The 23,518-nt window shown below is 67.2% G+C and carries 17 protein-coding genes; 9 read left to right on the forward strand and 8 right to left on the reverse strand.

The features are described from left to right. Positions 1-82: 82 nt before the first annotated feature. The 4 genes from GTP90_RS16300 (at position 83) to GTP90_RS16315 (ending at position 5,682) form a co-directional block, all read left to right on the forward strand. Positions 83-2,206, forward strand: a complete 2,124-nt coding sequence (locus GTP90_RS16300) for a TonB-dependent siderophore receptor (RefSeq protein ID WP_161084542.1) — start codon at positions 83-85, stop codon at positions 2,204-2,206. A 58-nt stretch (positions 2,207-2,264) separates the two neighbouring features. Then, on the forward strand, positions 2,265-3,533 hold the full coding sequence (locus GTP90_RS16305) for a PepSY-associated TM helix domain-containing protein (protein WP_161084543.1): 1,269 nt from the start codon (positions 2,265-2,267) through the stop codon (positions 3,531-3,533). Positions 3,534-3,619: 86 nt separating this feature from the next. Beyond that, positions 3,620-4,138, forward strand: a complete 519-nt coding sequence (locus GTP90_RS16310) for a hypothetical protein (protein WP_161084544.1) — start codon at positions 3,620-3,622, stop codon at positions 4,136-4,138. Beyond that, positions 4,135-5,682 carry a hypothetical protein gene (locus GTP90_RS16315; RefSeq protein WP_161084545.1) on the forward strand — a complete coding sequence of 516 codons (1,548 nt, stop codon included), beginning with the start codon at positions 4,135-4,137 and terminating at the stop codon, positions 5,680-5,682. Before GTP90_RS16310 ends, GTP90_RS16315 begins: the two co-directional genes overlap by 4 nt. A 4-nt stretch (positions 5,683-5,686) precedes the next feature. Here the strand turns inward: GTP90_RS16315 and GTP90_RS16320 are convergent, their stop codons facing one another. Beyond that, the gene (locus GTP90_RS16320) at positions 5,687-6,469 is read right to left on the reverse strand and encodes an AraC family transcriptional regulator (RefSeq protein ID WP_161084546.1); all 783 of its coding nucleotides are present in this window, start codon (positions 6,467-6,469) and stop codon (positions 5,687-5,689) included. 93 nt (positions 6,470-6,562) lie between these two features. Between GTP90_RS16320 and GTP90_RS16325 the strand changes: the two genes are divergently transcribed. The 5 genes from GTP90_RS16325 to GTP90_RS16345 all read left to right on the forward strand — a co-directional run bounded on the left by GTP90_RS16325 (position 6,563) and on the right by GTP90_RS16345 (position 12,049). Then, on the forward strand, positions 6,563-7,720 hold the full coding sequence (locus GTP90_RS16325) for an FAD-dependent oxidoreductase (protein ID WP_161084562.1): 1,158 nt from the start codon (positions 6,563-6,565) through the stop codon (positions 7,718-7,720). Between the two features lie 106 nt (positions 7,721-7,826). Further along, on the forward strand, positions 7,827-8,210 hold the full coding sequence (locus GTP90_RS16330) for a translational machinery protein (protein WP_161084547.1): 384 nt from the start codon (positions 7,827-7,829) through the stop codon (positions 8,208-8,210). Positions 8,211-8,259: 49 nt separating this feature from the next. After that, positions 8,260-9,621, forward strand: a complete 1,362-nt coding sequence (locus GTP90_RS16335) for an MBL fold metallo-hydrolase RNA specificity domain-containing protein (protein ID WP_161084548.1) — start codon at positions 8,260-8,262, stop codon at positions 9,619-9,621. 5 nt (positions 9,622-9,626) lie between these two features. Further along, entirely contained in the window at positions 9,627-11,162 is a 1,536-nt protein-coding gene (locus GTP90_RS16340) for a thymidine phosphorylase family protein (protein WP_217431984.1), read from the forward strand. After that, positions 11,162-12,049: a ribose-phosphate pyrophosphokinase gene (locus GTP90_RS16345; protein ID WP_161084550.1), complete on the forward strand. Its 888-nt coding sequence runs from the start codon at positions 11,162-11,164 to the stop codon at positions 12,047-12,049. The genes GTP90_RS16340 and GTP90_RS16345 overlap by 1 nt, the downstream gene beginning before the upstream one ends. Here the strand turns inward: GTP90_RS16345 and GTP90_RS16350 are convergent. The 7 genes from GTP90_RS16350 to GTP90_RS16380 all read right to left on the reverse strand — a co-directional run. Further along, entirely contained in the window at positions 12,046-14,115 is a 2,070-nt protein-coding gene (locus GTP90_RS16350) for a TonB-dependent receptor plug domain-containing protein (protein ID WP_161084551.1), read from the reverse strand. The genes GTP90_RS16345 and GTP90_RS16350 overlap by 4 nt on opposite strands. 51 nt (positions 14,116-14,166) lie before the next feature. Continuing rightward, the gene (locus GTP90_RS16355) at positions 14,167-15,570 is read right to left on the reverse strand and encodes a PepSY-associated TM helix domain-containing protein (RefSeq protein WP_161084552.1); all 1,404 of its coding nucleotides are present in this window, start codon (positions 15,568-15,570) and stop codon (positions 14,167-14,169) included. A 62-nt stretch (positions 15,571-15,632) separates the two neighbouring features. Next, the gene (locus tag GTP90_RS16360; protein WP_254451891.1) at positions 15,633-15,983 is read right to left on the reverse strand and encodes a DUF2946 domain-containing protein; all 351 of its coding nucleotides are present in this window, start codon (positions 15,981-15,983) and stop codon (positions 15,633-15,635) included. Between the two features lie 49 nt (positions 15,984-16,032). Beyond that, positions 16,033-16,581 (reverse strand): hypothetical protein, encoded by a 549-nt coding sequence (locus GTP90_RS16365; protein WP_161084554.1) that lies wholly within the window; start codon positions 16,579-16,581, stop codon positions 16,033-16,035. Positions 16,582-16,647: 66 nt separating this feature from the next. Then, positions 16,648-18,093 carry a DUF6519 domain-containing protein gene (locus GTP90_RS16370; protein WP_161084555.1) on the reverse strand — a complete coding sequence of 482 codons (1,446 nt, stop codon included), beginning with the start codon at positions 18,091-18,093 and terminating at the stop codon, positions 16,648-16,650. Then, the gene (locus GTP90_RS16375) at positions 18,090-20,435 is read right to left on the reverse strand and encodes a hypothetical protein (protein WP_161084556.1); all 2,346 of its coding nucleotides are present in this window, start codon (positions 20,433-20,435) and stop codon (positions 18,090-18,092) included. Before GTP90_RS16375 ends, GTP90_RS16370 begins: the two co-directional genes overlap by 4 nt. After that, the coding region (locus GTP90_RS16380; protein WP_161084557.1) for a putative baseplate assembly protein at positions 20,429-23,518 on the reverse strand (3,090 nt) is incomplete at its 5' end. The genes GTP90_RS16375 and GTP90_RS16380, both read right to left, overlap by 7 nt.

Below are 23,518 nucleotides of genomic sequence, written 5' to 3' on the forward strand. Positions count from 1 at the left end.
CATTCCAGAATACAATTGCAAATCGAAATGATAGTCATTATCATTTGCATCGATTTGTTTATCGAGAAGAAGGCTATACCCGATGCGACACCAGTTGACCAAGCAGGACTTGAAACCATTGGCTCGGGCCGTCACCGGCGCCATGCTGCTGATGGGCGGCTATCACATGAGCGCGGCCGCGAGCGACGCCGCGCCGGCCGAGACAACCCTGTCGACCGTGGTCGTGCAAGGTGAAGCTGATGGCATCGCAAAACGCAGCAGCGTAGGCAGCAAGGGCGACACGCCCATTCTCGAAGTGCCGCAATCGATATCGGTACTGAGCCGCGAGCGGCTGGATGCGCAAAAGGCGCCCGGCATTCCGCAGGCCTTGCGTTACACCGCAGGCATGCAGACGGAGAGCTACGGCGTGGACCCGCGCTTCGACCAGTACATGATACGCGGCTTCGAAGTCGGCTCGAACGGCATCTTCCGCGATGGCGTGAACCTGCCCACGCGCGGCTTCACCGGCTTTACGATGGAACCGTATGGCCTCGAAAGCATTGAAGTGCTGCGCGGTCCCAGCTCCGTGCTGTACGGCCAGGCCGAGGTGGGTGGCATGGTCAACGCCGTCAGCAAGCGCCCGACGGCATCCCGCTTGCGGGAGGTGGAAGTCAGCTACGGCAGTTTCGACCGCAAGCAGGTCGCCGCCGATATCGGCGGGCCGGTGGACGATCAGGGCGCGTGGCTGTACCGCGCCACCATGATGGCGCGGGAAGCCAAGGGCGCTGTCGACTACACGAAGGACAACCGCCAGTACTTCGCGCCGTCGCTGAGCTGGCACCCGGACGCCGACACCTCGCTCACGCTGCTGGCCTATCTGCAAAACGACAACGTGCCGCCGAACTTCTACCTGCCGTCGACCGGCACGCGGAAGCCCGGACCGTTCGGCCAGATTCCGGTCAACCGCTTTGTCGGCAAGCCGGGACTCGACCACTTCAAGACGGAACAGCGCAGCATCGGCTACGTGTTCGAGAAGCGCTTCTCGCCAGCGTGGAAGGTGCGCCAGAACCTGCGCTACGCCACCGAGAAGGTCGACTATCACAGCCTGTACATGACCGGCCTGCACGACGACGAGCGCACCATCGACCGTGCCAACTTCTCGTCGCAGCAGAAAGCCCGCGTGTTCGCGGCCGACCAGAACGTCGAGTGGAACAGCCGTTTCGGTGACATCGACAACACCTTCGTGGCCGGCGTCGACTACAGCCGCGCGGTGCAGGAAGGCCAGAACTACCTGGGTGTGGCGCCCACGCTGGACGTGATCGCGCCGGTCTACGGCCAGCCGGTCGGCCAGGCCGACAAGTACGAGGACAAGCGCAGCACCCTGAGCCAGGCCGGCGTCTACGCGCAGAACCAGCTGAAATTCAACGGCCAGTATCTGCTGACGGCGGGCCTGCGCCGGGACCGCAGCCGCAGCGACAACGACGACTTTTTCAATGCCGCGCAAAACAGCCAGACGGACAACGCGACCACCGGCCGCCTGGGCGTCACCTGGCTGGCGCCCCATGGCGTATCGCCGTACCTGAGTTACGCCACGTCGTTCCGTCCAGTGATGGGGCAGACCTTCGACGGGCGAAACTTCGAGCCGGAGAAGGGCAAGCAAGTGGAGCTTGGCGTTAAGTGGGCGCCTCTCGACAGGCCGGCGTTGTTGACGGCCGCGTTGTTCGATCTGCGCAAGAGCAATGTGCTGACGGCCGACCTGCAACACACAGGCGTCGGCGCCCAGATCCAGCGCGGCGAGGTGCGCGTGCGCGGCCTGGAACTGGAGGCCGAAGCAAAGCTGGACCGCAACTGGAAGGTCAACGGTTCCCTGACGGGACTCGATGCGAAGATCACCCGCAACAACGACGGCAACGAAGGCAAGCGCCCGTCGCTGGTGCCGCGCGTGAACGTGGCCGCGTGGGCGGAACGCACCATCGGCGAAGGCTGGCGCGCCGGCGCCGGCGTGCGCCGCATCGGCAAGACCTTCGGCGACGACGCCAACACGTTTGAAAACCCCGGCGTAACGCTGGCCGACGCGATGTTTGGCTACCGCCACGGCCACTGGGACTTTGCGCTCAACGTCAGCAACCTGACCGACAAGATCTACCTTGGTAACTGCTCGACGGAGGGCACCTGCAACTACGCCGCCCGCCGCCAGGCCCAACTCACAGCCCGCTACGTGTGGTAACACAGTGCCAGCAGGCGGGAGACCCTCCATCGATTGAACCTTTACAGGTTGTGAACTAATGCGTCGAATCGCTACATTGCTGCATCGCTGGGCCGGCCTGACGATCGCCGGCTTCCTTTTCATCAGCGGCATCACCGGCGCCGTGATCTCCTGGGACCACGAGCTGGATGAACTGCTTAACCCGCACCTGACCGATGCCGCGGGCGTCGGCCCCGCGCAGCCCGCGCTGCAATTGGCGCGCGCGGTGGAGGCGCGCCATCCGCAAATGCAGGTGCTGTCGGTGCCGCTGGCGGCGGAGCCGGGCCACTCGCTGGCCTTCTACGTGGAGCCGCGTGTGAACCCGGCCACCGGCGCGTTGTATCCGGCGCCGTACAACCAGGTGTTTGTCGATCCCGTCACCGGCGCGGAGCTGGGTGTGCGCAAATGGGGCGCGGCGTGGCCGATCACGCGCGAGACCTTGGTGTCCTTCCTGTACCAGCTGCACTACACGCTGCATGTTCCGCAGATGTGGGGCATCGACCGTTGGGGCGTGTGGCTGATGGGCGGCATCGCGATGATCTGGACGGTGGACAGCTTTGTCGGCTTCTACCTCACGCTGCCTGTGCGGCGGCGCGCGGTGGTGGCGGTTGGCCCGCAGTCCAGGAGCTGGTGGCAGCGCTGGCGGCCGGCGTGGCTGATCCGCTTTGGCGCCGGTGGCACCAAGCTCAATTTCGATTTGCACCGTGCGCTCAGTTTGTGGACCTGGCTGCTGCTGATCACCATCGCCTTCACGGCGTTCTCCTTGAACCTGTACCGGGAGGTGTTCTTCCCGGTGATGTCGCTGGTGTCCGACGTGACGCCGTCTCCCTTCGATAGGCGTACGCCGATCGCGCCGGAAAAAACGCTGGCGCCCGCGCTGGCCTATGCCGATGTGCTGGCGAAGGCGCAGCCGGAGGCGGTGCGGCGCGGCTGGCGCGAGCCGGCCGGCAGTGTGTCGTTTGCGCGCGAGTACGGGATTTACTCGGTGGCCTTCTTCCAGCCGCAGGACGAGCATGGCGCCGGCGGCGTGGGCCCCCGGCAGCTCTACTACGACAGCCGCAGCGGCGCGCTGCTGGGCGAGCGCCAGCCGTGGAAGGGCACGGCGGCCGACATCTTTGTGCAGGCCCAGTTCCCGCTGCATTCGGGCCGCATACTCGGCATACCGGGCCGCGTGCTGATATCGCTGATGGGGCTGGTCGTGGCCACGTTGTCCGTGACCGGTGTTCTGGTCTGGTGGCGCAAACGCAGCGCCCGCGTCACCGTGGCGGCAAGGCTCACGGCGCAACAAGCGGCAGGCGCTCGTCGTTGACCAGGCCGAAATTGCCGTCGTGACAATCGGTGATCTTTTTCAATGGGGCAACATGATATTCTCGGCAATCCCACTGAAAGGAAACCATGGCATCAAAGGATATCGACCCGCGTTTGTTAGGCTTGCTGCTCATGGGCGTCAAGGAAGTTCCGCCGCTCCGGTCCAGACTTGCGGGCCGGTTTGTTCGCTGGTTACTAGGCTTCCATGGCTGGCCCAATGCCGAGAGTCGGATATTCGATGTCCTGAATGCGGAATCGACAACCGACGATAAGATCGGCGAGGCGATAGAAACGCATTTGCGCTACATGGCCGACCTGGGCCTGCTACAGCCCGTCCGGACGGTGGGCGACGGCGTCGTGCCGCCTTTAGCGAAGTGGCGTCTCAGTTCGGCTGGCGAGCTGAGACGCCCGCCCCCGTGGGTCACGAACGGCGGCGGAGGAGGCGGCCGGCGCGGCGGCGACGATCGTGAACCGGAGCGTGGTGACGACGGCGGCGGCGGGGGCGGCGTGCGCGAGGTCTTAAGCCATCCCACGCTGTTCGCCTTGCCGCAAGAAGAATTCGAAGACTTCGTGCAGGGCCTGTTTGATGAGCCGGGGGCGCAATGAAGAAAAAGAAACCCGTCATATCGAAGAAGTTTGAAGAGATCGACAGCCTGAGCCTGCTCGCGCACAAGGTGGCGTCCAACGTCTTCGACCTGTCCAGCGGCCAGGTCAACGTCAGCATCCGCGATCAGATGGTGCGCGCCCAACATCTGGTCAGTGACCTGCGGCGCGCCGATCCCGCGGCGAAGTCTCTTCTGATCGTTGGCATGGGCGTGGCGGGCATGAACGCCGCACTGGCTGCTTGCGAGGCGGGATTTTCCACCGTATGCGTGGTGGAGACGGCGCCGCGCCCATTCAATATGTTCCGGGAAGTGACCTCCCGCTTCGTGGGGCCGTATATGTACGAGTGGCCCAGTCCCTTCCACGCGCGTCAGTCCTACCCGTCGCACTATTCGACGCCCTGGGCCGCGCATGGCGTTTCACCGCTGGCGTGGGAAGCTTCGGAGCCGATCAGCGCCGCCGACCTGGCCATTCGGCTGGACCAGGGGCTGCGCGCCTGGTGGGCGGTCGCCAAGTCGAAACCGTATCTGGTTGTCGGCATCGGAAAGAAAACGGTACGGGACTTCGTCGTCAAGTTTGCCAGCACGGAGAAACTGCGTGCGGCGCAGCGGGAAGCCGGTGGAAAAAAGATGGACGCCAAACAGCAATTTACGCTCGCGACGTTTGGGGCGCGCGCCAAATTGTGGCACGAAGTGAAGCAGGCGGCGCCCCCCCCGTTCTTTGAACCGGACTACGTGATACTTGCCGCGGGCATGGGCAAGGAAGTGCTGGATATTCCGAATGGACCGGTCCCCGCGACGCCGCGATTCTGGTCGAACGACGGACTCAAGGCACCAACGGTGCCGATGCAGCGCGTGGTGGTGCTGGGCGGCGGCGACGGCGCCATTCAAGACGCGCTGCGGGCATTGACGATCCACCACCACCCGGCGTCCTTCATCGACCAGCTGGAAGCCATGCCGGCGGTACGGCAGGCACTGGACAACGAGAAGGCCGCGTTGCTCAGTGCGGATCGCCAGCTGCGCCAGCACAGCTCGTGGTCGCTCAAGCCATCCGGCTTTGCCATGGCGGACCTGGCTTGCCGCCAGGCTGCCCGTAATCTCGCCAGTAACGCCGCAGTCAAGGAGCAGGTGCTGAAGGCCTTGCGCAAGGGGACCGGCGAAGTCATCCTCTACGTGCGGGAGGCGACCCTGGGCAAGGCCTACATGCTGAACCGGTTTGCTATCTATCTGCTGGCAGCCTGCGTGAGCCGGGATTGCGGAAGAAACGACGGCGGCATGGGCTTTGTGCTGCAGTTCGATACCGAAGTGAAGCAGGGATTGCCACCGGGCGGGGCGCGCAAAAAATTCGCCTTGGAAGTCGGCGCTCCCAACGCGCTTGTGCCCAGTGTCGAGATCGTCGATGAGGTGGACCACACCGTGGTGCGCTTCGGTATCGACGCGGATACCATCCCCGGGCCGCAGCTGCTGCAGCTGAGCGCGGACGACAGGATGTACCGTGAGCGCACCACGCTCAAGCGGGTCGAGTTGCCGTTTGTCGCCATGCGGTAGCGATTCAATTGCGGAAGTAGCGCGCGGGCGATGCGCCGAAGTGGCGCTTGAACATGGCGATGAAGTTGCTGGTCGTGGCGTAGCCCAGCGCGTCGGACACGGCGTTCACCGCTTCGCCCTGCGCCAGGCGCTCCAGCGCGATCGACAGCAGGAATTGCTGGCGCCACTGGCCGAAGCTGCAGCCGGTCTCGCCGCGGAACAGCCGGCTCATGCTGCGCGGCGATAGGCCCGCCCATGCCGCCCATTCGGCCAGGCTGCGGCCGTCCGCCGGCGTGGCGGCCAATGCCGCCGTGATGCGCAGCAGCCGCCGGTCCTGCGGCATCGGCAGGTGCAGGGCCGCTTGCGGCTGTTGCTGCAACTCGTCCAGCAGCACCGACAGGATGCGCTTTTGCGGCGGCGTCAGCGCCGTTTGTTCCGGCCAGTTGGCGGCTTGCCGCACCAGCGCGCGCATGATCTCGGTCACGCCGATGACGGCCGGGTGCGGCGGCAGGTGTTTGCTGGCGGCGGGCGTGAGCAGCACGGTCCAGCCGCTCATCGCGCCGCTGACGCTGACCTGGTGCAGCTCTCCCGGCGGCAACCAGCCCGCCCGTTGCGGCGGCAGCAGCCATGAGCCGGAGGCGGTCCGCACGTGCACCAGGCCACTCTCCACGCAAAAGACCTGGCCGCGCCGGTGGCGATGCCAGTCGTATTCCCGCGTGCCGAGCTGGAACTCGCGCTCGTGGCCGGCATCGCCCCACAGCACGATCAGGTCCGGGCCGTCGAGCCGTTCGCTGTGATTTTTCGGCATGGCTTAAATTCATTATTTTTCGACTAAACAACGTTATCACTGCAAGCGGGAATTGTCCAATACTGAGGCTCTTCGTTATCAGTGAGGGACATCATGCAAGAGAATGCGTTTCAAGTCGCCATCATCGGCGCGGGCCTTGGCGGCCTGTGCCTGGCGCAGGGATTGAAGAAGCATGGCATCGCCTTCGCCGTGTTCGAGCGCGATGCGGCGCTGGACAGCCGCGCGCAAGGCTATCGCATCCGCATCAACGGCGACGGGCAGTCGGCCTTGCGGCGCTGCCTGCCGCCGGAGCTGTTCGCCTTGTTCGAGGCGAGCTGCGGGGCGGAACTCAATCCGCCTCAGGCGCTGGACGTGCGGTTGAACGGCGTGGCACGCTGGAACGATGCCTGGCGTTCCGACGAGCCGGGACCGGCGGATCTCAAGGCCAATCGCCACACGCTGCGCGAGGTGCTGATGTGCGGCATTGCCGAGCACGTCCACTTCAGCAAGGAGCTGTGCGGTGTGGTCCGGCATGGGGGCGATGGCGTGTCCTTCGATTTCGCCGATGGTTCGGCCTACCGGGCCGATTTGCTGGTTGGCGCGGATGGCAGCAATTCCCGCGTCGCCGGACAGTGCTTTCCGGCCATGCGTGGCCTCGATGCCGGCGTGGCCTGCATCTACGGGAAGGCAGATGGCGCCAGCCTGTCGATCGCCGATGCGCTGCGCGGCGGCACTTCGGTGATCTTCGATAAGCAGCTGGCCATGGTCATCGACCCCATGCGATTCCCTCCGGCCGGGAACGGCGGCCTCAGCCCGGTGGAGGACTACCTTTACTGGGCCTTGATCGGCCGGCGCCAGCGGCTGGGTGTGGCCGCCGGGACGATGCCGCGCGAGGCCGATGCGCGGCGCTGCATCGCCGATCTCAGCGCAGGCTGGGCGCCGGGCTTGCGCGCCGTGTTTGCCGCCACGCCGCCGGGAATGCTGACCATGCTGCCGGTGCGGCAGTCGCCGCCGCCGCTAGCCTGGCCCCAGGGCAGGGTGACGGCGCTGGGCGATGCGGTGCACACGATGAGCCCGGCCAGCGGCCTGGGCTGCAATACGGCCTTCCTGGATGCCGCCCTGCTGGCCGCGCAGCTGGCTGGCGCCTTGGGCGGCGCGGTAACGCTGGACCAGGCCGTTGCCACCTACGAGGCGGGGATGCGCGAACAGGCGGCCGCCGCGTTGCAGGCGTCGGTGCGCGGCGCCGGGCAGCTCTACGGGGGCGACATCTGAGGATTTTGATTTGCATCAAGGATTTTGCTGCTTCAGATCAATAGACTGAATCTTGTCGCTGAACGACTTTTCGTTCAGCATCCCATTCACTCTACCGGAGCAGCAAATGTCATTCAATCATGTCGTAGCGTGGATAGACCACGTGCAAGCGCACGTCATTCATTTCAATGCCGAAGCCGCCGATCACGAGGTCATCAAGACTGTGTCGACCCATCCGCATCTGCACAACAAATCGGGCGCGGTCGGTTCCGGCCGTGCGGCCGAAAGCAAGGCGTATTTCGACGATGTGGCGCGCGCCTTGAGCACCGCCACCGAGGTGCTGATTGTCGGCCCGGCGCAGGAAAAGCTGGAACTGATGAAGTATCTGATCACCCATCATCCCGCCGTGGCCAAGTGTGTGGTGGCGGTGGAGAGTTCCGATCATCCAAGCGATGGCCAGCTGCTGAAGTATGCGCGCAAGTATTTTCTGAAGGCCGACATGCTGCGTTGAGGAAGGCGGGGCGCTGCGGCGCCCCATGCATCCACACGAGGTGAAAACTATGAAAATACAATTCCTCGGAGCGACCGGCACTGTCACCGGCTCCAAATATTTACTCACGTCGGGCGGTTCGCGCATGCTGCTCGACTGTGGCCTGTTCCAGGGCTACAAGCAACTGCGCCTGCGCAACTGGGCCGACCTGCCGGTCGATCCCTCCACAATCCAGGCCGTGGTGCTGACCCACGCCCACCTGGATCACAGCGGTTATTTGCCGTTGCTGGTCAAAAACGGCTTCCGCGGCAAGATCCTGTGCAGCGAGGCCACCTACGATCTCTGCAAGATCCTGCTGCCCGACAGCGGCCGCCTGCTGGAAGAGGAGGCGGGCCACGCGAATCGCCACAGCTATTCCAAGCACACGCCGGCGCTGCCTCTGTACACCGAGGACGACGCCGAGCGCGCGCTGAAACTGTTCTCGCCGGTCCCGTTCGGCAAGCCCTTCGATATCTGCGGCAAGCTGCGCGGCCAGCTCGCGCTGGGCGGCCATATCCTGGGCGCGGCCATCGTCACCATCAGCGATGGCGAGCGCAATGTGACCTTCTCCGGCGACCTGGGCCGGTTGCACGACGCCATCATGGTCGAGCCGAGCCATGTCGCCCGCACCGACTACCTGGTGCTGGAATCGACCTATGGCGACCGCGTGCACAATCCGGCCGATCCCGCCATCCTGCTGGGCCAGACCATCCGCGAGACCGCCGCGCGCGGCGGCGTGACGGTGATTCCCGCATTTGCGGTCGGCCGCGCGCAGTCCATCCTGTACGCCATCCACCAGCTCAAGGAGCGGGGCGAGTTGCCGTCGGCGCTGCCGGTGTACCTCAACAGTCCGATGGCCACGGACGCCACCGCGCTGTACCAGAAGCACCGCCACCTGCATCGCCTGGACCACAAGCAGTGCGAGGCCATGTGCCACGCCGCGCATATCGTCAACAGCGTGGAGGAATCGATCGCGCTCAATATGCGCCGGCTGCCGATGGTGATCATCGCCGCCAGCGGCATGGCGACCGGCGGCCGTGTGCTGCATCATTTGAAGGCGTTCGCCAGCGATGCGCGCAACACGATCCTGTTCGCGGGCTTCCAGGCCGGCGGCACGCGCGGCGCGGCCATGCTTGACGGCGCGCCCGAGATCAAGATCTATGGCGAGTATGTGCCGCTGCGGGCCAGCGTGAAACAGATCGACAATCTGTCCGCCCATGCCGACGCGGGCGAAATCCTCAGCTGGCTGGGCCACTTCGAGCAGGCGCCCAAGCGCACCTTCATCACGCACGGCGAGCCGGCGGCCGCGGACGCGCTGCGTCACCGTATCGAGGAGCAGCTGCACTGGAACTGCCACGTGCCCGAATACCTGGAACAGCAGGAGCTCACATGACCCGCATGCCAACACCGGACGCGGGGCCGCAATGCGCAGGCCCGGTGGCCGGCTTGAGCTTGCGCCGTTTGCGCGTCGACACCTATCAGGAGCCGATCGCCTTCCTGCGCAGCGATTGCCCGGTCTGCAAATCGGAGGGCTTCGAGTCGCGTTCGCGCATCGAGATCTGGCGCGGCGATCAGCATATCGTGGCCACGCTCAACGTGGTGCATGGCGATTGGATCCAGACGTGCGAGCTGGGCTTGTCGGAGGCGGCCTGGCGCGCGCTGGGCGGCGACGACGGCGAGCCTTTGCGCGTGGCGCATGCGCAGCCGGTGGCGTCGATGTCGGCGGTGCGGGCCAAGATCTACGGCCGTCCCATCGGCAGCGACGCGGCCAAGGCCATCGTGCGCGATGTGGTGGACGGGCACTACTCGGAGATCGAACTGGCGTCCCTGATCACGGCTTGTTCCGGCGACCGCATGGACGTGGCCGAAACCATTGCGCTGACCCGCGCCATGGTGGCGGTTGGCCAGCGGCTGCACTGGAACTCCGATATGGTGGTCGACAAGCATTGTGTCGGCGGCCTGCCCGGCAACCGCACCACCTTGCTGGTCGTGCCCATCGTGGCCGCTTGTGGATTGATCATTCCGAAGACGTCGTCGCGGGCGATCACGTCGCCGGCCGGCACCGCCGATACGATGGAGACGCTGGCGCCGGTGGCGCTGGACCTGCCGACCATGCGCCGCGTGGTCGAGCGCGAGGGCGGCTGCATCGCCTGGGGCGGCGCGGTGTCGCTCAGTCCCGCCGACGATGTGCTGATCCGCGTCGAGCGTCCGCTGGGTCTCGACAGCGACGGCCTGATGGTGGCGTCGGTGCTGTCGAAGAAAGTGGCCGCCGGTTCCACCCATGTGGTGATCGACGTGCCGGTCGGGCGTACCGCCAAGGTGCGTTCGCAGCAGGCCGCGCATTCGCTGGCGCACCGGCTCGATGCGGTCGGCAAGGCGCTGGGCATCAACGTCAGCGTGATCTTGAGCGACGGCACGCAGCCGGTCGGGCGCGGCATCGGCCCGGCGCTGGAGGCGTGGGATGTGCTATCGGTGTTGCAGAACCAGGCCAATGCGCCCGCCGACCTGCGTCAGCGCGCCTTGCTGCTGGCCGGGCGGGTGCTGGAGATGGGCGGCAAGGCCGCCCCCGGCGAAGGCCTGGCATTGGCTTGCGGTGCGCTCGACAGCGGCGCTGCCTGGGCCAAGATGCAGGCGATCTGCGAGGCGCAAGGCGGCATGCGCGAGCCGCCGCGCGCCGCTTACACGCATGTGATCACCGCCTTGCATCAGGGCAGCCTGGTCGCCATCGACAACCGGCGATTGGCGCGCCTGGCCAAGCTGGCCGGTGCACCGAAGTCGCCAGCCGCCGGGCTGGAGCTGCATGCCCCCCTGGGCACCTTGCTGAGCGCGGGCCAGCCCTTGTTGACGCTGCACGCGGAGTCGCCCGGCGAGCTGGCCTATGCGCTGGCCTACGCCGAGGCGGAGGACGATATTTTCTCGATTCAGGAGGCGTGATGAGTGCGATATTGATGGCGCTGCCCGGCGTCGAACATTTCGCCGGCCATTTGCGCGGACACCTGGGCTGCGACGCCGGCGAGCTATTGCTGCATCGGTTCCCGGACGGCGAAACCTGCCCGCAGATGACGCCCGCGGTGGAGGGGCGCGACCTGATCCTGGTGGGCGCGATGGACCGGCCGGACCACAAGATCATGGCCTTGTACCTGAGCGCCTGCGTGGCGCGGGAACTGGGCGCGCGCAGCGTGGGCCTGGTTGCGCCGTATCTGCCGTACATGCGGCAGGATGCCGTGTTCGCACCGGGGCAAGGCGTGACGGCGCGGCACTTTGCGCGGCTGCTGTCGGGCTGCTGCGACTGGATGGTGACGGTCGATCCTCATCTGCACCGTTTCCACAGCCTGTCCGAAATCTATACGATGCGCACCGAGGTGGTGCCGGCCGCGCCGGAGATCTCGCGCTGGATCGCGGCCAACGTGGAACGGCCCGTGCTGGTGGGGCCGGACGAGGAGAGCGAGCAGTGGGTGGCGCAAGTGGCCGCCGGCGTGGGTTGTCCCTACACGGTGCTGCGCAAGGTGCGCAGCGGCGACCGCGAGGTGGCCGTGTCCTTGCCGCCCGCCGGCGTCCTGGGCGGCAGGACGCCGGTGCTGGTGGACGATATCGTGTCGACCGCGCGTACCATGATCGCGACGGTCGAGCAGTTGAAGGCGGCGGGCTGTCCGCCGCCGGTGTGCGTCGGCGTGCATGCGCTGTTCGCCGATGCGGCGTACGCCGAGCTTGAAGCGGCCGGCGCCGGGCGCATCGTCACTTGCGATACCGTGTGCCACGTCAGCAACGATATCGGCATGAGCGCGACGCTGGCGCAAGCCGTCGCGCGCATGCTGGCTTAGAACGCGATCGTCAGGCCGAGATCGACCGAGCGGCCGTATCCGGGCAATGGCTGCAACGCGCCGCCATTCGCCCGCAGTCCCGACAGGTACACGCCACCGAGCGGATCGGCGTAGGCCTTGTTGAGCAGATTGCCCACACCCGCCGTCAGTTGCGTGTTCTTGCGGAACTGGTAGGTGGTGCGGGCGTTCAGCAGCGCGTAGCCTGCCGTGACAGGCTCCAGCCGCTGCTCATCGACCTTCTTCTTGCGGGCCACCAGCCTGGTTTCCACCTGGTTGGTCCAGGCACCGCTGCTGTGCTCCAGCGTCAGCAGGGTATTGGCCGGCATCATGTGGTACAGGTCGCCGCCGTCGGTGCGCTTGCCGCGCGTGTAGGCGGCGGTGCCGGTGAACTTGAGCGTGGCCGCCACCGGCACGCTCCACGACAGGTTGGCGCCATACAGGCGGGCATCATGGTTGGCGAAGCGCAGCAAGGCGCCGCGTCCGGCCTTGTTGTATGGCTTGAACTGGCCCAGCACGTCGACATCGATGTAATCCTTCACGCGGTTGTAGTACGGATTGAGCTTGACGTACCAGGCTTGCGCGCCGTTGCCGCCGTGCCAGTGCGCGGTGAAGGCCAGGGTGTAGGCGGTCTCGGGCTTCAGGTCGATGTTGCCGACATAGCCGTTGCCGTCGCCGAACCAGTTGGTCATGGTCATTGCCATCGTGCCGCGTCCCCAGGTGTAGCGCTCGTACAGATTGGGCGAGCGGGTCTTGCGGGCGGCGGCCAGCTCGTAGGTGGTGGCCGCGTCGGCGTCGAAGCGGGCCAGCGCCGTCAGGTCCAGGTTGCCGTCGCGCTGGCGGTGTTCGCGGGCGTTGAAGGCCGCCGCGGCGGCAGCGTCCGCCGCGTTCATCATGTTGTTGGAATACGGCTGGACATCGCCGGTGTCCATGCGCACCTGCTCCCAGCGGGCGCCAAGCAGCGTGGTCCATTGCGCGTTGTGCTCGGTCTCGGCTTCGGCGTAGAGGGCGACGCGGTCGCGCTGGCCGTCGTTGACGTTGACGTAGGTCTGCGGCCCCATCATCATCGAGCGCGGCACGGCCGGCCAGAAGTCGTCCAGGCGGAAGGTGTGGTACTCGTGTCCGGCGCGCAGGCGGGTGGCGTCGCCGACCGGCATGGTCAGCTTGAGCGCGTAGCCGGCGTTGCGGCCTTGCGTGACCATCGGCATGTTGCCGGCGCGTTCGGGCGAGAAGAAGCCCATGTCGTGCTGGGTCCGTTGCCAGTAGGCGCTGGCGTCCAGCTCGCCCCAGCCGAGCTTGCGCACGTAGCCGAGATTGGCGAACTTGGCGTCGTTGTCGGTCATGTCCATGTACTGGTTGGGGAAGCCCTGATACGGGATGTGCTGGATGCCGGCGCGCAGCGTCAGTTGCTGTTGCTGGTCGCGGAAGGCCAGCACGGCCGACTGGTTGATGCTTTCATACAGGCTGCCGAGCACGCGCTGGCCGTTGCCGTCCTCGTAGCTGTGGCTGCGCGCGTAGCTGGCGTTGTAGCCCAGGCTCATCTTGTCGTTGGCGATGTTGGCGGAGACGCCGCCGGTCACGGCGTCGCCGTTGCTGCGGCCACCGAGCGAGAGCTTGCCGCTGGTGTGCAGGCCGTCGGCCTTGTCGGCGAATACCGGCGGCGCGGACCTGACGGCGATGGTGCCGCCGATGCTGTCGCCGCCGGCGCTGACCGGTGTGACGCCGGCCAGCACGTCGATGCGGCCGATCTGCGTCGGCGCGATGTAGGACAGCGGCGCGTTCATGTGGTTGGCGCAGGCCGAGGTGATTTCCATGCCGTCGATGCGGATCTTGAGGCGGTCGTCGCCCAGGCCGTTCAGGAAGGGCAGCGCGGAGACGCCGCCGGCCTGCGCCGAGCTGTAGCCTGGAACGGAACTTAACAACAGGGTGGTGTCGCTGGCGCCGTTCGGGCGTGGATGCAGCCCTTCGCCGATGGCGGAAATGATCACGGTATGTTGCGGGTCGATGGCCGGGGCGGCGTCCTCAGCGGCCCAGGCGGCTTGCAGCGCCAGCGACATGGTGGATAACATCAAGATTTGTGGGAAGTTTATGGTTTGCATAATGTACTCAGTTGGTTTTGTTTAGACTGCGGGACGGCGCACCGCCCCGATCAAGGTGTCAAGCAGCAGGACGGCCAGCATCGACGCGCCCAGCAAGGGGAAGCAGCAGCCCAGCACGACGGCGATCAGCATCACGCCCTTGGCCAGCCGGTCGCCGTGCCTGAGCGCGGGCGCGGCCAGCTTGCCGGCGGGCCGGCGCTGCCACCACATGACGATGCCGCTGACGCACAGCGCCATCAGCGCCAGGCAACCGGCCAGCATCACCAGCAGGTTCGGTGTGCCGTATTCCAGGCCCTGGTGCACGGCCACGCCCCATTCGGTGATGCGGCCGATGGCGCCAACGCGGCCGGCGCCGATGTCCATCAATACCTTGCCGCTGTATTGATCGATGTGGACCACGCGATGGTCCGCCACCTGGCCCGGCATGTAGATCGCGCTGTAGACGCCGCGCGGGTCGCCGGGCAGCGCAAGGCGGTAGCCGCGATCGACGCCCATGGCCGCCAGTTGGGTGACGATGGCGTCCGGGCTGGCGATGGCGGAATTGTCCAGCAGGTTGTAGCCGGGGTTGGAGCGGACTTGATGTGGCGCAGCTTTGTGCGCCGCATGCGGGTCGTCGGATGCCGGCACGGCTTGCTGTTGCTGGGTCCACGGCAGGTCGCCGAGTGCGTTGGCGGGCAGCGTGGATTTCGGCACGCCGCGCCACATGCCGTCGGGTACGCCGAGGTCATGGGCGCTCAGCCAGGCGTTGACGTTCTTGCCCCAAAACACGGACCACGGCATGCCGGTCAATGCCAGGAACAGGATGATGCCGCCGCCGAAGGCGCCGGTTACGGCGTGCAGGTCGCGCCACCACACGCGGCCTTGCGCCTGGCGGCGGATCGAGACCACGCCCGCGCGCCGGCCGCGCGGCCACCACAGGTAGGCGCCGCTGGCCATCAGCATGATGATCCAGCCGGCCACGATTTCAATCACCGCCTTGCCGCCGTCGCCGGCGATTGCCAGCGAGTGGATGTGCTTGACGATGGTCATCAGGCGCCGGCTTTCGTCGATGGCGCCCGCCACGGCGCCGGTGCCCGGGTCGACAAACACCTGCACGGTCGCGCCGTCCGGCTGGATCACGTCCACCTGGGCGTTGTGGCGCTCGTCGGCCGGCAGGGTCAATGCCTTGGCCTGGCCGGGCCAGGCGTGCAGCGCGTTGGCGATGAGCGTGGACGCCGGTACCGGCGTGGCTTTGCCAGCCGGCTCCTGGCGCAGCATCTGCTGCGCGTAGACCAGGTCGTCAATCTGGCGGTTGAACAGATACATGGCGCCGGTGGCGGCCAGTGAAAAGATGAAGGGTACGCATACCAGGCCGGCAAAGAAGTGCCAGCGCCAGATGCGGCGATACAGGCCGGAAGTTCCGGCCGTGGGAGTGCCTGCGATCATGGAGTCGCCTCGAAAGTTCGTGATGGATCACCGCCGGCAAACGGCGGTACCGCTGAAGGAACTCAGGCGAGGAAGGGCGGGGCGCGCGGATTGGCCGCGGACCAGGTGTGCAGCGACCGCGGTGCGGTGTAGAACAGTGGCGGGTAGGTGTCGCGGCCGGCATCGAGCGCGAGCGGAACGGACGGCGCGCCTGGCAGCGGGTGGGCGTCCGCATGCAGGGTGCAGAACGCGCAGTGCTCCATGGCGTGCTTTGCGGAGGCCGGTGTCTTGCCTTGGTCGGCGCCGTCCAGCTTGACGATTTTGTAGCCGTCCACGGTGCAAACCTGGACCGTGTCGGTGGCGGCCAACGCGCTGGAGACGGCGGGCGCGATCGCACTGAACAGGATGGCCAGCAGGGCTATCCAGATGTGCAATGTGTGTCGCTTCGCCATTTTTAACATGGCGAAATTATAGCCGAAGATGCTATAAATGCTTTAGCAATGTCACTGTGGTGACGCATTCGCCGGTCTGGAATACCTCCACATGCGCGCCTTGATTCGGGAAGTTGAACCGGTATCGGGCGACCGGGATGTAAGGCAGCTTTGGTTCGGGGAACGCTGGCTCGGACGACGGCGCCGGTGCAAGCTGGAATGCGTTGCTCAGGTCTTTGCTGCGGATACAGGTATGTTTTCCGTGCGTGATGAACTCCACGCCACCCTCGCTGTCTTCGCCGGCGGAGCGGTCGATGGTCTTGTATTGCACGAACGCGAGACTGTGCGTGTCCTGCTTGGCGGGACGATACAGGCAGATGTGGAATTTGCCCTCGGGCGGCAGATCGACGTCCGCGCAGCTACGGTCCAATGTCAGCGCCAGCGCTTTCTCCACCTGTTTCGGCGAGATGGGGGCGGGCGACAGCGCAAGCGACTTCAGCGCCGACAGCTTGCGGGCCGCGTCGCCATCGATGCCCGCGTGGACGCTGCTGAATAGGGCTGCAGCGCATACCGCCGCGGTGAGGCGAAGTGGAATTCTCATGGGCTCCGCATTCAATGGTTAAGTATTGAATGATAAACCAGAGGACTCCGCTTTTGCCGAACTCGGTCAGGGGCAGAGCGGCAGCATCGAGCAACCGCAGCGGCCGAATTCCCAGCCGTCGGCTGCGTCTCGCTTGAAGTAGGCCAGCGCCGCGCGGTGGCGCTGCACGCCGTGCGGCGGAATCGCGGCCGGCCGCCCCGCCGCCTGCGGCCAGCCGACATCGCGGCTGGCGACGCGCGCCGGCACCAGCCAGTAGTCGCCGGTGCGGTAGTAGCCGCCTACACGGAACTGCACTTCGACACCGCGTTCCAGCGGCAGCCAGGCCGCGCTGTTGTGCTCCTCGACTTGCAGCACGCCGGCGGCATTCACGCCGTCGTGCTGGTCCCAGCGCTTGAGCAGCGTGCAGTGCGCGAAATCCACGGTGGTCTTTTGCTGCAGCTGGACGACGATGGTGTGGCGGGTGCGGTCGATTTTCAAGACCTGGCCCAGCGGCGGCGCGACCGGCGTGAATTCGAAGGCGTCGCCGGTCAGCTCGACCCACTGGCCTTCGCACAGGCCGGTGCGGTGGTCGTGGCCGAAGCTCTCCAGGCCGACCGAGAGGGTGTTGCTCTCGGCGTCCAGCTTGGGCGCGCCGCGTATGGCGAATACCACCGAGGCGTTTTCGCGCGACCATTTGATGGTGGCGTGGCCATCGGCCAAGCCGCTGTCGTGGACTTCGATGCGGTAGAGCTGGTTCTCGCGGCTGCGGAAGGCGGCGTCGGCCGAGAGCGAGCAGGGATCGTCCTCTGTGGCGTCGTGGACGGCGCGGGCGCGCATCAGGGGGCGCGCGGCGTCCAGGGCGTCGAGCAGGTCGCCGGCGGTGGCGCAGTCGGCCTCCGCGCCGGGGAAGTTGGCCAGCGCGTTGGTGAAGGCGGTTTGGCTGTTGGTGACATGGTCGATGACGAGCTGGATCGACGGGCGGTCTTCCGGCTTGGCGATCGCCAGCCTCAGCTGGAGCGCGCCCAGCACCAGCGCCAGGTGGGCGTCGACCCACGTCTGGCTGGCGACGCGCACCTGCCAGACGATCTGCGCGCGCGAGGCGGTGTCGATGCCGCCCAGCGCGACCTCGCGCAGGCCGGGATATTGCAGCGCGCTGACGTGGCGTTCCCAGCATTCGAGATAGGCGAGGCCGCCCGCCGTTGGTGGTTCTTGTTCGGCGTCCGGGAAGTAGGGCCAGGGCTGGGTGGCGTAGCTGCAGGCGCTGTCGTTCTCGCACAGGATGCCGTCGAGGTAGAAGTGGCCGGCGCTGATGCTGAAGTCGGCCGTGCCTTGCGGATCGGCGGCCAGCGTGAAGCTGTCGCCGGCGCGCCAGTGGCGGCCGATCAGGTCGACGATCAGCGAGCGCAGGAAGTGGTGGTGTATCGCGCTCTGTTCGTTGAAGTCGGCTTCCAGCAGGATGCGGCCCTGTTGCAGCAGCACGCGGCTGAAGCGGGCGGCGGAGTCGAAGGTGACGCGGGCGAAATCTCCATTCACGGCTTGGCCTCTTGGGACGATGCGGACGGATAGTGGGCGTACAACGTGGCTGCCTCGAAGGTGGCGGGCACGTACTCGGCCAGGCGGGCGTTGAGCAGCGCCAGGCGCTGCGGCTCAAACAAATCGTGGTAGACGCCCATCTCGGACCCGTCCTGCGCACCGGCGGCGATCTCGGCGGTGGTGGATGGATGCAGGCGGGCGTACAGCTCGCTGCCGTAGCGCAGCGATTCGAAGTGCGGACGGACCCTGAGCGCGGTGTCGGCGGAGACGATGGCCTTGCGCGCGGCGCGTTGGGCGGGTGTCAGTGTGGTGTCGGCATCGACCTTGGCGCGCGCGGCGGCGATGGCGTCGTCCGGTTGGCAGCGGTGGCGGCGTGGGGTGCGCGAACCGGCCGGCAGGTAGCAGTAGCGGATGCAGCCGGTCTGCCGGCGCGCGACTTCGACTTTGCCGAGGAGCAGGCTGTCGTCGGCACGGGCGATCGCGTGGACCGCCACTTCGCCGATGATGGTGCTGCGGGCGATGGTCAGCATGGCCAGCGCGATGTCGCCCTGGGTGCCGGCGATGGCGGGCTGGCGGGTGTCCATGGCGTCGATGATGCTGTCGGTGACGACGATGGGCGCGGCCTCGTCGGCGCCTGCCACCTGTACCGGGCCGGTGATGCTGTGATCGATGCGCAGGCAGGCGCTGCTGCCGTCGAGCACGACGCTGGGCTGGCCGGGGTGCGTGGGCCGGCAGTCGCACGACAGGCCCCAGCCCGGCACCAGGGTGCTGTGGCGTATCCATACCTGGCACAGGTCGCCGGTGTCGGTGCTGCCGTTGCCGTCTGCCGGCGGGGGCGGTGCGGTATCGATGCCGTCGCCGTTGGCCGGCGGGACCAGTGCGATGCCGGTGCTATCGCCGTCGTCCGGCAGGCGCGGGGAGATGTCGATGCCGTGGCCGGCCACCAGCAGGCCGTCGAGCGTCAGGCGGCTGCCCGCTGCGCCTTGCACCGAGATGCGGTCGGCGGCGCCGTCGCGCTCGTCGGTCAGCAGCAGGACCGGGCGCGTGCCCGGCGCGGCGACGATCCATACGGATTCGCCCTGGCCCAGCGTGATGTGGATGGCGCCGTGGTAGCTGCCGCTGTCCGCCAGCTCTACCACCAGCGCCGCTTCCGGACGCGCTTCCGGCGGGCCGGCGCGGGCGGTCTGCCAATCGTCGATGGCCTTGCCGATGGTGGGGAAGGTGCCGGGGTCCGGCTTGCCGTGTTCGGCCGCCCGCACGCGCACACGCGTCACGCGCGCGGGCAGCGGCAGCGCGGGCCGGCTGTACTCGCCACCGCCGAGGTCCATCGCGAAGCCGTAACCGTAGCTGACCAGCACGCCCTTTTGCGGCCGCTGCTTGAGGGGGAACATGATGCGGCCCAGTTGCGGATCGATGGCGACATGGTTCTTCGGAACGCGATACGACCAGCTGGACAGGTCGGCCGGAATGATGGCCGATGCGGGTACTTGTCCCTGGTCGCCTTTCTTCGGCCAGTCGGGGGCGGTGATCCACAGGCTGCGCCCCTGGCCGTACAGCGCTGGATCGGCGCTGGCGGAACTGGCGTCGGGCGCGGGTGCAGCTTCGAGTTCGCCGCGCAGTATGGGCAGCGGCAGCTGGGCGGGCGGCTCGGGCCTGCGGTACAGCGCGACATCGTTGCCGAGGATGGAGAAGGCGTAGCAATGCTGGCCGGCCTCGCGCTGGCAGCTGGCGTAAGTCCGGGTGACGCTGTAGCGCCGCTGACGGAACACGAACAGGCCCACACTGGACGGGTTGTGCCAGCCGGCCGACTGCGTGTTGCTGATGCGGCGCACGTCGGCGGTCCTGCACAGGGTGTCGAAGGGCGAACCGGTGTGTTGCAGTTGCGCGGCGTTGTGCAGGTCGGCGGTGGCCGGCCGGTCCGGGTGCAAGTGGTCCAGGTGCTGGGCCTGCGCCAGCCGGCGGTAGAATTCCACCGCGACGGCGGGCCAGTGCGCCACGTCGCGCGCCAGTTCCTCCAGCACCATCAGGGTGCCCTTCCGGCGCGCGAAGGCGATGCTGTTGGCCACCTCGCGGCGCGGTGCGAGGTACCGCGCCAGCGCCGGGGAGGCATCGGCGCCGCTGGAAGGCTGGTAGCCAAGCAGTTCGGCGATGTAGGGCACCACCCACGGCTCGCAGGTCTCGATGAAATTGTTATCGTACATGCGCAGCAGATCGCGGTCTATCAATTGGGCTTGCTTGCCGATGATGGCCATCAGCTGCTGCAAGGCGCCGCCGCTCTGAGCGTCGCGCTGGCGGATGTAGGCGGGCAGCAGCTGGTACAGGGCGTCCGGGGAGTTCAGCATGATTTGCCCTCTGTTTCGACCAGGTTGAACACCAGGGTGCCGGGCACATCGGGCGCCAGCATGGCCATCTGCGCCGGCAGGAAGCGCGGCAGTTCGCCGTCGCGCTGTGCGATCTGGTCCTGGCGCGACTGCGGCGCGCCGCTTGCCGCCATCGCGGGGGCGCAGGCCACCAGCTGCTGCACCGCGCCGCCGCCGGCTTGCTGTTCCAACACCGCCACGGCCGCCGCCAGCGCATCCTTGTCGCGCAGCGCCAGTTCGGAGATGCCGCCGAAGACGTCGACGTCGACCCACGCCACGCCTGGCGTGGTCTGCATGGCCGCCACCGCCGCCGACAGGTAGACCGACCGGCCGAGCTGGGCGCGATCGAACGAGAAGACGTCGAGCAGCCGGGCGCGCAGGCGCGGTTCGACCACGTTCCAGTCGGCATCCGCATCGATGGCGACCTTGGCTTGCAGCACCAGCGAGATCAGTTCGCGCGCGCCCAGTTGCACCGGCAGCGCCGGGTCGCCGTAGGTGTGGAAGGCCTGGTTCAGGTTTTCCAGCAGCGCGCCCTTGGGATCGAGCGGGATGTCGCCGACGCCGGCCAGCGTGACGTAGACCACGCTGGCGCCGCCGTCGGCCAGTTTGGCGGCCTGCGCGTGGCCGATGGCGGCGAAGCGCTGGGCGAAACAGGCATAGTCCTGCACCGACACCAATCGCGAGCGCGGCGACAGGGCCAGCACGGCCTGCGGCAGGTTGCGGCGGATTTGTTCGATGCCGTCGCGGTCGGCGCCGCCGGCTGCGCGCAGCGGGTTGATCACGCCTTGCACGCCGAGCGGGCGGGTGGACAGCAGCGTGATCTGGCCGGGCTGCACGTTGCCGCTGCGGCCGATGCCGACGCGGAACTGCGCGCGCAGGTTGTCCTGGCCGGTGGGCAGGCGCGCGCCGTGGACGCCATCGCCGAAGACCGCGGTGGCGGCACCGGTGGCGTCGGTGGACAGTTCGTAGGCGCGCTGGCCGGAAGCGGCGTCCAGCAGGGAGTCGACTTCATTCCAGCGCACGTCGTTGACGCGGACGATCTGCGTTGCGCGCACGCCGCTGGCCGTGGGCGCGGCCACGTAGGTGAGCGGCGCGCGCTTGAGCGTGTAGGCTGCAAGGCGGGCCCGGGCGTCGCCGGAGCCCATCACTTCGGACACGGTCTCGCCATGCGAGGCCGGCACCACGTTGCCATACACGATGACGCTGCTGCGGCGATAGGTGAAGGCCAGCTTGTTTCGCAGGTAGACCACGGTGTGGCGGCTGTCGGCGGGCGAGGCCGGGTCGGCGACCTGCTTGATGGCGTCGATCATGGCCAGTTCACCGTCGCGGATGCCGGGGAGCGCGACGCCGTTGGCCGTGATGTCGGTGCGCTCTCCGGCCACGATGATCCAGCGGCCCACGTCCAGCCCGTCGTACAGGCCGTTGAGGATGACGTTGTCGCCGCCGACGTCGTCCACGATGGGTTCGGTGGCCAGCGTCACCAGCTCGCTCTGCACGGCGTACACGGTATTGCGGTGGTAGGCGAGCGAGGTGGCCAGGTCGCCGAGGTTTTCCTCGATGTCGTGCAGCACGTCGAGCATTTTTCCGCTGTCTGGGTCGACCAGTTCCAGCCGCGTGACTTTGCTGTTGAGGCTGTAGTCGCCACGGTTGGCGGTGCTGGCGCCGATCACGCGGGCGAAACGCACCGTGTGGCTGCTGGCGTTCTGCACGCGCGGCGTCTGGATCAGCGCGTAGCTGTCCGGGTGGACTGCGTCGTTGACGCCGTCAAGGAAGGCGTAGCGGCGGTCGATTTCCGCCGTCGTCCAGTCGGTGTCGTTGGAGGTGCGGACGATGGAGGAGAGCAGCGGCGCGTTGGCGCCGTACGGGCTGTGCACGGAACGCAGCAGGTACAGGTCCGGCGCGATGTCCGGCGTGGAGGTGGTGCCGGGCAGTTGGCCCCAGGCCGCGTACAGATGCTCGCCCATGCCGGGCAACAGCGCTTGCAGCAGCGCCCCGCGCGTGGCGCCGTTTGCTTCCAGGCCGGCCGAGGCCTTGCGGTCCAGGTAGCGGGGAGCGCGCAGTTGCGCCTCGGGCGCGGTTTCCAGCGCCGGCAGGCTGGCGTCGATGTCGGTGGATTCGATGGAGATCGGCTTGCTGTGGGTCGGCGTCAGGAGCGCGGCAAGGATATCGCCCGCCGGGTTATCGACGGCGGCGAACCCGGTCGATGTCTCGCTGATGCTGGAAAACGCGTCGATGGCGCTGGCGCCGAGCAGGTAGGTGACCAGTGCTTCGAGCAGTTGCACCAGCTTGGGGTCGGCATGGTCGCCGGCTTGTGCGGCTTTCTTCTGCGTTTCATCGGTCAGCGCCAGGATCTTGGCGGCGAGGTCGGGCGTCAGTCCGGGGCGGGGCTTCAGCGTCAGTACCACGCTGCCGGTCAGCACGTCGTTGCGGGCGCTGGCGATTTCGCGGCCCACCTGTTGTCCCTGCAGGTCGCCGAAGCGGAACAGCAGGCGCTCGCCGGGACGCACCACCAGGCTGGCGTCGTTGAGCCGGAATTCGGACCGGGTCAGCGCGTCGACGCGTTTGACCGCCGGCACGCGGGTCAGGCGCGGCGGCATCATGCTCCACTCGGCGCGCGCTTGCAGGGCTTCGTCGGTTTCGAAGGTCTGCATCTGTTCACCGGGCTGGGGAACGGTCTGGGTCTTGGCGCCGGCCGGGATCTCGACCGGCGCGGCGCTGGCGTCCAGCAGGAACGCCAGGTGCACGGTCGCGGCCACGCCGGGTCGCGGCTTGTAGCCGACCTCCGCCGCCAGTTCGCGCAGCGACCGTTCGCTGCGCGCGGTGCGCAGATAGGCTTCGTTGGTCAAGCGCTCGCGGTAGAAAGTCAGCACGTCGGCGGCCACGGACCAGGCGTCCAGCAGGGCGATCGCGGGATCGGTGAGGTCGCGGCTGCCGAGGGCGCGCAGTGCCGGTGCGTCGCGGTCGCTGAGGCGGCGCAGCGCGTCGGCGAAGAAGTCGCCGTGGTTGCCGATGCGCGTGTGCAGCGTGTCGCGGCCGGCGCGGTTGACGGGCGGCGCCAGCGTGGC

The organism is Duganella vulcania (assembly GCF_009857655.1).
Taxonomy (GTDB): domain Bacteria; phylum Pseudomonadota; class Gammaproteobacteria; order Burkholderiales; family Burkholderiaceae_D; genus Rugamonas; species Rugamonas vulcania.

Bases quoted from the DNA above. Each gene is read 5' to 3' on its own strand.
- GTP90_RS16300 (WP_161084542.1), top strand. From the start codon at position 83: ATGCGACACCAGTTGACCAAGCAGGACTTGAAACCATTGGCTCGGGCC.
- GTP90_RS16305 (WP_161084543.1), top strand. From the start codon at position 2,265: ATGCGTCGAATCGCTACATTGCTGCATCGCTGGGCCGGCCTGACGATC.
- GTP90_RS16310 (WP_161084544.1), top strand. From the start codon at position 3,620: ATGGCATCAAAGGATATCGACCCGCGTTTGTTAGGCTTGCTGCTCATG.
- GTP90_RS16315 (WP_161084545.1), top strand. From the start codon at position 4,135: ATGAAGAAAAAGAAACCCGTCATATCGAAGAAGTTTGAAGAGATCGAC.
- GTP90_RS16320 (WP_161084546.1), bottom strand. From the start codon at position 6,469: ATGCCGAAAAATCACAGCGAACGGCTCGACGGCCCGGACCTGATCGTG.
- GTP90_RS16325 (WP_161084562.1), top strand. From the start codon at position 6,563: ATGCAAGAGAATGCGTTTCAAGTCGCCATCATCGGCGCGGGCCTTGGC.
- GTP90_RS16330 (WP_161084547.1), top strand. From the start codon at position 7,827: ATGTCATTCAATCATGTCGTAGCGTGGATAGACCACGTGCAAGCGCAC.
- GTP90_RS16335 (WP_161084548.1), top strand. From the start codon at position 8,260: ATGAAAATACAATTCCTCGGAGCGACCGGCACTGTCACCGGCTCCAAA.
- GTP90_RS16340 (WP_217431984.1), top strand. From the start codon at position 9,627: ATGCCAACACCGGACGCGGGGCCGCAATGCGCAGGCCCGGTGGCCGGC.
- GTP90_RS16345 (WP_161084550.1), top strand. From the start codon at position 11,162: ATGAGTGCGATATTGATGGCGCTGCCCGGCGTCGAACATTTCGCCGGC.
- GTP90_RS16350 (WP_161084551.1), bottom strand. From the start codon at position 14,115: ATGTTATCCACCATGTCGCTGGCGCTGCAAGCCGCCTGGGCCGCTGAG.
- GTP90_RS16355 (WP_161084552.1), bottom strand. From the start codon at position 15,570: ATGATCGCAGGCACTCCCACGGCCGGAACTTCCGGCCTGTATCGCCGC.
- GTP90_RS16365 (WP_161084554.1), bottom strand. From the start codon at position 16,581: ATGAGAATTCCACTTCGCCTCACCGCGGCGGTATGCGCTGCAGCCCTA.
- GTP90_RS16375 (WP_161084556.1), bottom strand. From the start codon at position 20,435: ATGCTGAACTCCCCGGACGCCCTGTACCAGCTGCTGCCCGCCTACATC.